7 protein-coding genes are annotated in these 12,232 nt (G+C 54.1%); all 7 read left to right on the top strand.

What is annotated here, in order from left to right; translation table 11 throughout:
• The first annotated feature begins 13 nt into the window (after positions 1-13).
• Positions 14-1,465: a TolC family outer membrane protein gene (locus AC6I8V_RS16415; protein WP_497843288.1), complete on the top strand. Its 1,452-nt coding sequence runs from the start codon at positions 14-16 to the stop codon at positions 1,463-1,465.
• Entirely contained in the window at positions 1,462-3,642 is a 2,181-nt protein-coding gene (locus AC6I8V_RS16410; protein WP_497843287.1) for a type I secretion system permease/ATPase, read from the top strand. The genes AC6I8V_RS16415 and AC6I8V_RS16410 overlap by 4 nt, the downstream gene beginning before the upstream one ends.
• A complete protein-coding gene (locus AC6I8V_RS16405) occupies positions 3,639-4,859 on the top strand; it encodes an HlyD family type I secretion periplasmic adaptor subunit (RefSeq protein ID WP_497843286.1) in 1,221 nt (406 codons plus the stop codon). The genes AC6I8V_RS16410 and AC6I8V_RS16405 overlap by 4 nt, the downstream gene beginning before the upstream one ends.
• 880 nt (positions 4,860-5,739) lie before the next feature.
• A complete protein-coding gene (locus tag AC6I8V_RS16400) occupies positions 5,740-6,891 on the top strand; it encodes a capsule biosynthesis protein (protein ID WP_497843285.1) in 1,152 nt (383 codons plus the stop codon).
• A 23-nt stretch (positions 6,892-6,914) separates the two neighbouring features.
• On the top strand, positions 6,915-8,591 hold the full coding sequence (locus AC6I8V_RS16395) for a polysaccharide biosynthesis/export family protein (protein ID WP_497843284.1): 1,677 nt from the start codon (positions 6,915-6,917) through the stop codon (positions 8,589-8,591).
• 12 nt (positions 8,592-8,603) lie between these two features.
• Positions 8,604-10,631, top strand: coding sequence for a capsule polysaccharide biogenesis protein (locus AC6I8V_RS16390; RefSeq protein ID WP_497843283.1), 2,028 nt, complete (start codon positions 8,604-8,606; stop codon positions 10,629-10,631).
• 41 nt (positions 10,632-10,672) lie between these two features.
• Positions 10,673-11,926: a capsule polysaccharide biogenesis protein gene (locus AC6I8V_RS16385; protein ID WP_497843282.1), complete on the top strand. Its 1,254-nt coding sequence runs from the start codon at positions 10,673-10,675 to the stop codon at positions 11,924-11,926.
• The last annotated feature ends 306 nt before the right edge of the window (positions 11,927-12,232 follow it).

Raw genomic sequence — 12,232 nt, 5'->3', positions numbered from 1 at the left:
GGGTGGACTATCGATGGACCTGATGCAATCAAGCACACACTTTCGCCGTTCCTCTAAGCTCAGCGTTTTCTGTGCTGGCATCGTTTTTTTCTACAATTCACAACTTATGGCTGCCGATGACGCGTTAACCGCAGCCGGCCAGATTACCGCTAAGGGTCTGGCACAACAGCAGGATCTACCCTCATTAACCGGCGAAGTCGCCGCACCTGCGCTGGCCAGAGTGCCCGACACGCTGACCATCAATCAGGCGGTACAACGGGCGATTCAGTGGCACCCGGACATTGCCGAAGCCGTGGGCAAACTGCTGGAGCAGGCGGATCAGGTTGATGTGGCGAAAGCAAAATACTATCCACAAATCAGTGCCGGTATGAATAACGGCTATACCAATACCTATACGGAAAAGGGCTACAGTCCCTCTTTTGTGTTGTCGGTTTCCCAGATGTTGTATGACTTTGGCAAGGTCAGCAGTTCCGTGCGTTCCGCCGAAGCGGGGGTGGCGCAGGAGCAGGCTAACGTGCTGGTCAGCATCGATACCGTGGCGCACGACACGGCAGCGGCTCTTATCGAGGTTCAGGGCTATCAGCAACTGGTGAAAATCGCCCAGCAGCAGCTGGATGCGCTGAATAAGATTGGCGATTTGGCCCGGCAGCGTAATGACGAAGGTGCGGCGTCCCTTTCCGATGCCACACAAACCGATGCGCGTATTGAAGGCGCGCGAACCACGCTGACGCAGTATCAGGCTAACCTTGATCGCTGGCGTGCCACCCTGGCGACCTATCTCGGCTGGCCGGTGGTGAAAAATGTCAGCGATAATTTTCCCGCTAAGCTCACCAACTCCTGTCAGTCGTCCCAGGCGGACGATCGGCTGATTCCGGCGGTGCTCGCTGCCTGGGCGGCGGCCAATCAGGCGCAGGCCAAGCTGGATAACGCCAACGCGCAGATGTTGCCTACCATCTCACTCGAACCGGAAGTCACGCACTATCTCAACGACCACTATTCCGGCAGTGAAACGCTGGATCGCACCCAGTATTCTGCGTTTATCAAAGTGGAGATGCCGCTCTACCAGGGCGGCGGGATGAGCGCCACCCGCAATGCGGCCGCGCATCAGCTCGGCGCAGCCAATGCGGCGATGAACTCGGCGCGTTTAAAGGCGCGCCAGCAGCTGAGCGAATCGCAGAACGAGTCGCAAAGCCTCTCCCTCAGCCTCAACATTCTCGGACGACAGCAACAGCTGAGTGAGAAAACTCAGCAGCTTTACCAGGACCAGTACCTGCAACTCGGAACCCGACCGCTGCTTGACGTTCTGAACGCCGAGCAGGAAGTGTTCCAGACGCGTTTTACGCTTCAGCAAACCATCAGCCAGTTACGCTCACTGCAGCTCGATTGCCTCTACAGCACCGGGCATATGCGGTCTGCGTTTGGCCTGAATAACCAGCGGATCCAGTCCGTGGAGATCCAGCCATGACGCAAATGCAGATTCCAGACGCCCCTGGCGGAAAACCCGATCAGGCTGAGGGCGGAGTACCTTTACACGGATGGGCTACGGCGATCATCCTGATTGCCACCCATTATCGCTTGCCCTGTTCACCGGGCATGATCATGGCCTCCAGCGAGTGGCAGGGTAAGCAGACGCGCGACAAAGCGCTGCGCCACCTGGCACGGCAGGCCGGTTTATCGCTGCAAATTTATGAAGACGATAAATGGCCGGTGACCAACTGGCGTCTGCCGCTGGCTATCGAATTGTCGGATGGTCAGGTGGGGGTGATTACCTCGTTCGATGGCGCAGACGAAGTGCGGGTGCACTTTGCCGGTGATGAACAGCCCACGCCGATTTCACTCAACGCGCTGCTGCCGGATATCGAGGTGGCGGCGGCGTTCCGTCCGCTGGCGCCCGCCAAAGATAGCCGTGTCGATCGCTATCTGGAGGCGATGAAGCCGGACTGGCTGCGTAAACTGGTGCTGAAGGATCTGCACCCTTACGGTTATGTGATGCTCGGCTCTTTCCTGATTAACCTGCTGGCGCTGGTCGGCATCATCTTCTCGATGCAGGTGTATGACCGGGTCATTCCGGCGCAGTCCTATCCCACTCTGTACGTGCTCTATATCGGGGTGATTATCTCGGTAGTGTTCACCTATATCCTGCGCGTCGGGCGCGATCACGTCACCGATCTGCTGGGTAAACGGGCCGATATGCGCGTATCGGACCGGGTGTTTGGTCATGCGCTGCGCCTGCGCAACAGCGCGGTGCCGCGCTCCACCGGGACCTTTATCTCGCAGCTGCGTGAGCTGGAGGCGATCCGGGAAATGGTCACCTCCACCACCGTGACGGCGATTGTCGATATGCCGTTTTTCCTGTTGTTCCTGCTGGTGATGGGGATTATCGCGCCGCAGCTGGCGTGGATCGCCCCGGTGGCGGTGGTGATGATGGTGCTGCCTGGCCTGTTTATGCAGAAAAAACTGGCGAAGCTGGCGCAGCAGGCGTTGAAAGAATCCACCTTGCGCAATGCGGTGCTGGTGGAGAGCGTGCAGGGGCTGGAGGATATCAAACTGATGCAGGCGGAAGACCGCTTCCTGCAACAGTGGAACAGCTATATCCGTATCACCGCCCAGTCGGGCGTCGAGACCCGCAAGGCGATGCATGCGCTGATCAGCTGGGGCGTTACCATTCAGGGACTGGTCTATGCCACGGTGATCGTCATCGGTGCGCCGATGGTGATCAACGGCGATATCACCACCGGTTCTATCGTGGCGGCTTCGCTGCTGTCATCGCGCATGATTGCACCCATGGCGACCCTGTGCGGCGTGCTGGCACGCTGGCAGCAGGTTAAAGCGGCGAAAACCAGTCTTGATGGCCTGATGGCGCTGCCGGTGGAAAACAGCACCGATGAAACCCGTATTCATTGCCCGGTGCTGTTTGGTAACTACCAGTTCAACGAAGCGATGTTCCGTTATTATTCCGACACCCTCACCGTAGCACTGCGCATCAACCGTCTGACCATCCGGCAGGGCGAACGGATTGCGGTGCTGGGGCGTAACGGGGCGGGTAAATCGACCATGTTGCAGGCGATGGCGGGCGGCGTGGAGTTAATCGGCGGCGAGCTGCTGCTGGATAACCTCAGCCTGCCGCATATCGATCTGGCGGATGTGCGACGCAACGTGGGCCTGATGACGCAGAACGCACGTCTGTTCCACGGCACGCTGCGTGAGAACCTTACCATGGGTGCCGCGCACGCCAGTGATGACGCTATTTTTGCCGCGCTGGTGGTCAGCGGCGGCGCCGATTTTATCCACCGTTTGCCGCTTGGCCTCGACCATCCGGTGATGGAAGGGGGCGTTGGCTTGTCCGGCGGTCAGCGCCAGTCGGTGCTGCTGGCCCGTATGCTGCTGCGCGATCCCAATATCGTGCTGCTGGATGAACCCACCGCGTCGCTTGATGATCACACCGAAAAAGAGTTTATCGAGCGACTGGGTCAGTGGCTGAATGGCCGTACCCTGATCGTGGCGACGCACCGGGCGGCGATCCTCGCGCTGGTGGATCGCATCCTGGTGCTGAAAGAGGGGCAGCTGGTTATGGACAGCCCGAAAGAGAGCGCTCTGCCACCGCCGCGCGTTACCAATCAGCGTCCGGAGGGGAATGCATGAGACAGTTAACGGCAAAACTACGGCTGGTGGCGGCGGAGGGAGACAGCTCCGACGATCTGGCGGGCGATCTGCATTCGGAGACGCACTATTCCGGCGCGGTACGCCTGATTGTTATCAGCTTCTTTTTATTGATGGCGGCCTGCGTCTGGGCCTGGTTCGGGATGCTGGATGAGGTTTCGACCGGGACCGGCAAAGTGATCCCCAGCTCTCACGATCAGGTGCTGCAATCGCTGGAGGGTGGGATTCTGTCGGAACTGTATGTGCACGAGGGCGATCAGGTGCAGGCCGGACAGATCGTGGCGAAACTCGATCCGACTCGCTCCGAATCCAGCGTTGGCGAGAGTGCCGCACGCTACCGGGCGGCGCTGGCGGCCAGCGCGCGCCTCAATGCGGAGGTCAACGATCTGCCGCTGGCCTTCCCGGCGGAGCTGAATAAGTTTCCCGATTTGATGGCATCAGAAACCCGTCTCTACAAAACCCGCCGCGCGCAGTTGAAAGATTCCACTGGGCAGATTCAGCAATCGCTTAACCTGGCTAACCGTGAGCTGGCGATCACCGAGCGGCTGGCAAAAACCGGCGCGGCCAGTAGCGTCGAGGTGCTGCGCCTGCAACGTGATAAGTCCGACCTTGAGCTGAAAATGACCGATGTGCGTTCGCAATATTATGTTTCGGCGCGTGAGGATTTAGCCAAAGCCACGGCGGAAGCCGATAGCCTGTTGCAGACGGTGAGGGGACGTGAGGATACGGTAAGTCGCCTGACGATTCGTTCGCCGATGCGCGGTGTGGTGAAGGATATCAAGGTGACGACGGTGGGTGGGGTGATTCCGCCAAATGGCGAGTTGATGAATATCGTGCCAATGGATGGGCATCTGCTGATTGAAGCGCGCCTGTCGCCGCGTGATATCGCCTTTATCCATCCAGGCCAGAAGGCGCTGGTGAAGATCTCCGCCTATGACTACGCCATTTATGGCGGGCTGGATGGCGTGGTGGAAAGCATTTCGCCGGATACCATTCAGGACGAGGTCAAACCGGAGATTTACTACTATCGCGTCTATATCCGCACCCATACCGATTACGTGCAAAACAAGGCCGGACGTCGTTTTATGATAAGTCCGGGCATGGTCTCAACGGTGGATATCAAAACCGGCGAGAAGACGGTGATGGATTATCTGATCAAACCGTTTAACCGCGCCAAAGAGGCGATGCGCGAACGTTAACATCATTATTCAGCAGCGCTGGGATGCAGCGCTGCTGTCTCATTAAGTCCGATATTTTTTCCTTTCTGCCCGCCTGCAACTCTCCCCGCTGAACGAATTTTATCGCCATGCGAACACTGGGTGGTTTTATTAATTTTGTTAAAGTGGCTTTTGCGGTTAATTGCCGGGCGTTATTAATTTAAAGGCCGGGATAAATTAATCTGCTAAATGGGCTGTCAGAAAAATGCCTATTTTAATAACACTACACTTATTGCGGTTGGTGGTATTTTGATCAATTTATTGGTGATAACCCGCGAAAAAAACCGGCTGGCGTTAAATGAGGGAAATTTGAGTTAAAACATATGAATAATCAGGTGTTTTTTGGATGGGTAAGTTATAAGCAATGATTTAACCGGTTAAGACGCCACACTATCTGCGAAACAACTTAAGAATTTTCTTAAAGTTCTTGTACCAATCTTTACACTGTGTTACATAGATCGCGCATTCGATTTTCGGACATTTGCGCCTGGTTTAAACGCGCAGTGCTAATCAGAAACTGGATAAATATAACCAACCTGTCTGTCGAGGGACGCTATTTTTTTGCCCGAAAAAAAATATTAATGGGCAAAGTAAATCCCAACCGACGCGGAAATTCTCCAGTTTCACTTAACGATAGAATTCATCGTAATTGCACCCTACACCTTCATGGAAGGAATGATCGTAAATTTTAGCCACCCGATAACGCCAGCATCGCAGCGTGGGATAGCTATTGCCTGAAACTAAGCAGAATACATCCGACGGCCATATCACCTGTTAACTGGCCGATATAACAAGACGATTTTGATAAGTGTGCTGGTCGTGAATTTACGCACCGGCATATTGAAGAAATGATGATTGCTCCATGCTAATTGAGAAACTGAAGTCAACCGGATCAGCGCTGCGCAAAGGGTTTGCGGGATTTTCCTTATCTACCCTACAGCAGCATCTTTACAAAATTATTATCGTTCTGCCGATGGCGTTGCTGCTGATCTATCTGGTGATTTTTAGCCAGCCGCGCTACATGAGCGAATCCAAAGTCGCCATTAAACGCTCCGATGATATCAATGGCAGCAGCCTGAACGTGGGTTTGCTGCTGGGCGCATCCAATCCCAGTTCTGCGGAAGATGCGCTCTATCTCAAGGAGTACATCAACTCGCCGGATATGCTGGCGGTACTCGATAAGCAATTGAATTTCCATGAAGCCTTCAGCCATAGCGGGCTGGATTTCTTCAATCATCTGGGTAAAGACGAAACCGCCGAGCGCTTTCTGGCTTATTACCGCAGCCGTATCACTGTGGCTTACGACGATAAAACCGGCCTGCTGGATATTCAGACCCAGGGCTTTAGCCCGGAGTTCGCCCTGCGTTTTAACCAGGCGGTGCTGAAGGAGTCGGAGCATTTTATCAATGAGTTATCTCATCGTATTGCCCGCGACCAACTGACCTTTGCTGAAACTGAAATGCAAAAAGCGCGTACGCGCCTGGATGGCAGCAAAGCGGAGCTGCTGGCTTATCAGAACCAGAACAATGTACTCGATCCGGAAGCGACGGCGATGGCTGCCAGCACGCTGGTGAACACGCTGGTGGGTCAGAAGATCCAGATGGAAGCTGACCTGCGCAACCTGCTGACCTATCTGCGCGACGATGCGCCACAAGTGGTGAGTGCGCGTAACGCCATTCAGTCATTACAGGCGCAGATCGATGATGAGAAAAGCAAAATCACGGCTCCTCAGGGCCACAAGCTGAACCGTATGGCGGTGGACTTTGATGAGATCAAAGCCAAAGTGGCTTTCGATACCGACATCTACAAACTGGCGCTGACCTCGATTGAGAAAACGCGCGTGGAAGCGTTGCGTAAGTTGAAAGTGTTGTCGGTGATCAGCTCGCCGCAGCAGCCGCAGGAATCCACTTTCCCCAATTATCCCTATTTGATCGTCTGCTGGTTGCTGGTGTGTAGCCTGCTGTTCGGCACCCTGAAATTGCTGCTGGCCGTGATTGAAGATCACCGAGATTAATGCTGTCGCTGAATGAGTTTGTCATGAAATTACTGAAGTCACTGTTACTGATTGCGGCATGGCAAGCCGCGCAGGCCAGCGCGGCCGTTGATATCAATGCCGATCCGAACCTGACTGGCGCGGCGCCGCTGCCTGCTTTCCTGACGGGCCAGCAGACCCAGGCGCAAAACAGCGGGGGATTTGACGACACGCCGCCGCCCGCACCGCCGGTTGCGATGAGCCGCATGTTTGGCGCACAGCTGTTTAATGGCGCCAGCGCCGACAGTGGCGCCACGGTGGGTTTCAACCCCGGCTATATCCTCAATCCGGGTGACAGCATCCAGGTTCGCCTGTGGGGCGCATTCACCTTTGATGGAACGCTCCAGGTCGACCCGAAAGGCAATATCTTCCTGCCGAATGTGGGGCCGGTAACGGTCGCCGGCGTTAGCAACAGCCAGCTGAATGCGCTGGTCACCTCGAAGGTGAAGCAGGTTTACCAGGCTAACGTCAACGTTTATGCCTCGCTGTTGCAGGCGCAGCCGGTAAAAGTGTTCGTCACCGGTTTTGTGCGCAGCCCTGGTTTGTATGGCGGCGTGACTTCGGATTCGCTGCTCAACTACCTGATTAAAGCCGGGGGCGTCGATCCCGATCGCGGCAGCTACGTGGATATTGTGGTGAAGCGCGGCAACCGCGTGCGCTCCAGCATCAATCTGTATGATTTCCTGCTCAACGGTAAGCTGGGGCTTTCGCAGTTCGCCGATGGCGACACCATCGTGGTGGGGCCGCGTCAGCACACCTTCAGCGTGCAGGGCGATGTGTTCAATAGCTATGACTTTGAATTTCGTGATAGCAGCATTCCGGTAACCGAAGCACTGAACTGGGCGCGGGCGAAACCGGGCGCGACCAATATCACCATTATCCGCCAGCAGGGGCTGGCAAAGCGCAGCGAGTACTACCCGATTAGCGCTGCGTCTGGCCGCATGTTGCAGGATGGCGATACCCTGATTGTCAGCACTGACCGCTACGCCGGTACCATTCAGGTTCGGGTGGAAGGGGCGCACTCCGGTGAACATGCCATGGTGCTGCCGTACGGTGCCAGTATGCGTGCCGTGCTGGCAAAAATCCGGCCGAACAGTATGTCCCAGCTCGACGCTATCCAGCTCTATCGTCCTTCGGTGGCACAGCGTCAGAAAGAGATGCTGGATCTCTCTTTGCAAAAACTGGAAGAAGCCTCGCTCTCCGCACAGTCCTCAACCAAAGAGGAAGCCAGCCTGCGTATGCAGGAAGCGCAGCTGATTAGCCGCTTTGTGGCCAAAGCGCGCACCGTGGTGCCAAAAGGTGAGGTGATCCTCAACGAGAAGAACCTGGATTCACTGCTGCTGGAAGATGGCGACGTGATCAACATTCCTCAGAAGACGTCGCTGGTGATGGTGCATGGAGAAGTGCTGTTCCCTAACGCAGTGAGTTGGGAGAAGGGCATGAGTCCCAAAGAGTACATCGAGAAGTGTGGCGGTCTGACGCAGAAGTCGGGTAACGCCAAAATCGTGGTGATTCGCCAGAACGGTGCCGCTGAGAACGCTGAGGATGTCGATACGCTCAACCCAGGCGACGAGCTGATGGTGTTGCCGAAGTATGAGTCGAAGAACATTGAAGTTACCCGTGGCATTTCCACCATCCTGTACCAGCTGGCGGTGGGTGCGAAAGTGATTCTGTCGATTTAAGGATAGCGTGACATGATTGGGGTTTTCTCTTCAGGCATCTGGCGTATACCGCATCTGGAAAATTTTCTGGCACAGCCGTGCCAGAAGCTGTCCAGCGTGCGACCGATCCCGGAAGAGATGGATGCCGTTGCGGTCTGGGGACATCGTCCCAGCGCTCGCAAGCCGGTGGAGCTGGCTCAGCTTGCAGGGAAACCCGTGCTGCGCCTCGAAGACGGTTTTATCCGCTCGCTGGATCTGGGCGTTAACGGCGCGCCGCCGCTTTCAATGGTGCTGGACGAAGAGGGGATCTATTACGATGCCAGCCAGCCCAGCACGCTGGAGCGATTGATTCAGGATCGCGCCGCCAATCAGGCGTTGCAGGCTGAAGCGCAGGAAGCCATGCAGACCATCGTGACGGAAGATCTGTCGAAATATAACCAGGCGCCGGCGTTTGTTGCCGGTGAAAGTCTCGCCAGCAATTTAGTGCTGGTGATCGACCAGACCTTTGGTGATATGTCGGTGACGTTTGGCAATGCCGGACCTGATGATTTTGCCGCGATGCTGGAAACGGCGATCAATGAAAATCCGTCAGCCATCATTTGGGTGAAGGTCCATCCGGATGTGCTTGAGGGGAAAAAAGCCGGTTATTTCCACCAGTTAAAATCCTCGCCCCGTGTCCATCTGATGGCGGATAACGTTAGCCCGCAGTCACTGCTGCGGCATGTTTCCCGCGTTTATGTGATGACCTCGCAATACGGTTTTGAAGCCCTGATGGCCGGTAAGCCGGTGACCTGTTTTGGTCAGCCGTGGTATGCGGGATGGGGATTAACCGATGACCGCCATCCGCAGGCACAGCAGCTTGCAGCGCGTCGGGGCGCCGCCACGCTGCACGAGTTATTCGCCGCCGCCTATTTACGTTACAGCCGCTATATCCACCCGCTGACGGGCGCACCGGCAACACTGTTTGATGTGCTTAACTGGATGCAGTTACAGCGCCGTCATCAGCAGCAGCGCAGCGGGCACCTGTGGGCGCCGGGCTTAACCTTGTGGAAATCAACCATCCTCAAACCGTTTTTGCATACCAACGCTAACCAGTTAACTTTCTCCCGACGCTGCCGCGCCGCGACGGCCTGTGTGGTATGGGGTATACGCGGTGAGCATCGCTGGCAGGATAAAGTCCGCGAACGGCAACTACCGATGTGGCGTATGGAGGATGGGTTCTTACGCTCCTCCGGACTGGGTTCTGATTTGCTGCCGCCGCTTTCACTGGTGCTGGATAAACGCGGGATTTATTACGACGCGACACGCGCCAGTGATTTAGAAGTGATGCTGAATCACAGCGCGCTGACGATGGCACAACAACAGCGCGCTGAAAAACTGCATACGCGGCTGGTGGAAAGTAAACTCAGCAAATATAACCTCGGCGCGGATTTTAGTTTACCTGCGGAATCTCAGGGTAAACGCGTGCTGCTGGTTCCGGGTCAGGTCGAAGATGATGCTTCGATTGAGACCGGCACGCGTTCCATTAATACCAACCTGGCGTTATTACGTCGGGTGCGTGAACGCAATCCCGAGGCTTTTATTATTTATAAGCCGCATCCCGATGTGCTGGTGGGTAATCGTAAGGGACATATTCCCGCGCAAGAGATTGCTGAGCTGGCCAATTTCCAGGCGCTGGATGCGGACGTGATTCAGTGTATTCAGATGGCCGATGAGCTGCACACCATGACATCGCTATCGGGGTTCGAAGCGTTATTACATGGCAAACAGGTTTTCTGTTACGGATTGCCATTTTATGCCGGGTGGGGGTTGACGCAGGATGAGCATGTTTGCGCTCGTCGCAGCCGTAAATTGGGTCTGAACGATCTGATTTATCAGGCTTTGATTGCGTATCCGACCTATATCCACCCCTTGCGACTTGACGCTATTAGCGCAGAAGAAGCCGCGGAGCTGCTCATTCAGGCACCGCGCGGAAAGATGTTAATCAATAAAAAGAAAGCGGGATGGATAATTCGCCATTACCGCAAGATGACCATGTTTTTAAAAGTGAGATTCGGTTAGGAATACCGGGTTAAATTTAACAACAATCCTGCAGGTTGGTTATGCACAGTAACGCCTTAAAAATGCTTTTATCTGGGAAAAAGTATTTATTGTTACAGGGGCCGATGGGACCTTTTTTCAATGATATAGCGGAGTGGCTGGAGTCGCTGGAACGTGAGGCTGTTAATGTAATATTTAACGGTGGGGATCGTTTTTACTGTCGCCAGCGTAAATATCTGCCTTATCTCAAAACACCCAAAGAATTCCCTGGCTGGTTGCGTGAAACCCATAAAGAGTATGACTTCGATACTATTTTGTGTTTTGGCGACTGTCGGCCTTTACATCAGGCGGCTAAACGCTGGGCGCAGGCAAAAGGTATCCGCTTCCTTGCTTTTGAAGAGGGCTATTTGCGCCCCCATTTCATTACGGTTGAAGAGGGCGGTGTAAATGCCTTCTCATCATTACCTCGCGATGCCGAGTTTTATCGTCGCTTACCTGAAATGCCGCAAATGAAGGTGGAAAATTTAAAACCTTCCTCAATGAAGCGTATCGCTCATGCCACCTGGTATTACCTGGTTGGCTGGCGTTATCGTCATGAGTTCCATCAATATCGCCATCATAAATCATTCTCGCCCTGGTACGAGGCACAGTGCTGGGTCCGGGCTTACTGGCGAAAGCAGTGGTATGGCTGGCGTCAGCGCAACGTATTGTCGCATCTGCAAACCAGCCTGGATCAGCGCTATTTTCTCGCGATCTTGCAGGTTTACAACGATAGCCAGATCCGCAATCACAGCCCTTATGAAGATGTACGCGACTATATTAACGATGTGATCTACTCATTTGCGAAGAAAGCGCCGCGTAATGAATTCCTGGTGATCAAGCACCATCCCATGGATCGCGGGCATCGTTTATATGGGCCGCTGATCAATAAGCTGAGTAAAGAGTACGGGGTGAAGAATCGCGTGATTTACGTGCATGACTTGCCGATGCCTGAACTGCTGACTCATGCCAAATCTGCCATTACGATTAACAGTACGGCGGGGATTTCAGCGCTAATTCATAACAAGCCATTAAAGGTGATGGGGAATGCCCTCTATGACATCAAAGGATTGACGTATCAAGGGCACCTGAACCAGTTCTGGACGGCGGATTTTAAGCCAGATATGAAGTTGTTTAAGAAATACAGAACCTACTTGCTGGAAAATACGCAGATTAATGCTGTTTACTATACGAAGATAAAAATAAATAATCTTTTTTTATCTAATGCTGCACAAGAAAGAGGTGGTATCTCAACGCATAAAACATCTGAGTGTTAATCTAACGTGTTTACTCAATACCATAAAATCGAACTTTATACATTTCCTGAATTCTCTTTGCCTCTTTGCCTCTGCCGCGTAGCCACATTTTTCCATGCAAAGATGCGGCTTTCCCTGGAATACCTGACACAACGCTGAACCTTTCACAGGATTTTGTGACTACGGCCGAAAACGAAAAAATAGAACAGGCACCAATTCTAACGTTCTTCAGTATTGCAGCACGTTGAGCAATCCAGCAATACGATTCGATGATAATTGGGGTGTGGGAAATATCCTTCTGTTCATTTGTTTCAACATCTATGACAA

Source organism: Pantoea sp. X-Soil-TKNS-1207, assembly GCF_059730485.1.
Note: the sequence above shows the minus strand (reverse complement) of the source record. Positions and strands in the feature narration are given on the sequence as shown.

Coding starts and splice junctions, on each gene's coding strand:
- AC6I8V_RS16390 (WP_497843283.1), top strand. CDS start 8,604: ATGATTGGGGTTTTCTCTTCAGGCATCTGGCGTATACCGCATCTGGAA.
- AC6I8V_RS16405 (WP_497843286.1), top strand. CDS start 3,639: ATGAGACAGTTAACGGCAAAACTACGGCTGGTGGCGGCGGAGGGAGAC.
- AC6I8V_RS16410 (WP_497843287.1), top strand. CDS start 1,462: ATGACGCAAATGCAGATTCCAGACGCCCCTGGCGGAAAACCCGATCAG.
- AC6I8V_RS16385 (WP_497843282.1), top strand. CDS start 10,673: ATGCACAGTAACGCCTTAAAAATGCTTTTATCTGGGAAAAAGTATTTA.
- AC6I8V_RS16400 (WP_497843285.1), top strand. CDS start 5,740: ATGCTAATTGAGAAACTGAAGTCAACCGGATCAGCGCTGCGCAAAGGG.
- AC6I8V_RS16395 (WP_497843284.1), top strand. CDS start 6,915: ATGAAATTACTGAAGTCACTGTTACTGATTGCGGCATGGCAAGCCGCG.
- AC6I8V_RS16415 (WP_497843288.1), top strand. CDS start 14: ATGGACCTGATGCAATCAAGCACACACTTTCGCCGTTCCTCTAAGCTC.